General features: G+C 86.8%; 1 pseudogene. It reads right to left on the minus strand.

The features are described 5' to 3' along the window. Positions 1–281: pseudogene (locus tag AAHZ94_RS35335) on the minus strand (hypothetical protein); the annotation flags it as partial.

Raw genomic sequence — 281 nt, forward strand, 5'->3', positions numbered from 1 at the left:
CCGGAGCGGGGACGGCCGCCACCCGCCGGGCGCGGCGCGCGTCGTACCAGGTGCCGCCGAGCCGCGGACCGAGCTCGGCCCGCACCCGACGATCCACGGCGCCGGCCCGGTCTTCGGCGGCCAGCCGGTCGAGGGCCGCCGCACGGGTCAGCCCCAGGTCGCGCTGGAGGGCGTCGAGCGCACCGGGCGAGGTGGCGAGCGCGGCACCCCGGGCGGGGGGGGGGGGGGGCCGCCGCGCCGCGCGGCGCGCGGCGCCCGGGGGGGGGGGGGGGGGGGGGCGG

The organism is Streptomyces sp. HSW2009, assembly GCF_040240285.1.
Taxonomy (GTDB): Bacteria; Actinomycetota; Actinomycetes; order Streptomycetales; family Streptomycetaceae; genus Streptomyces.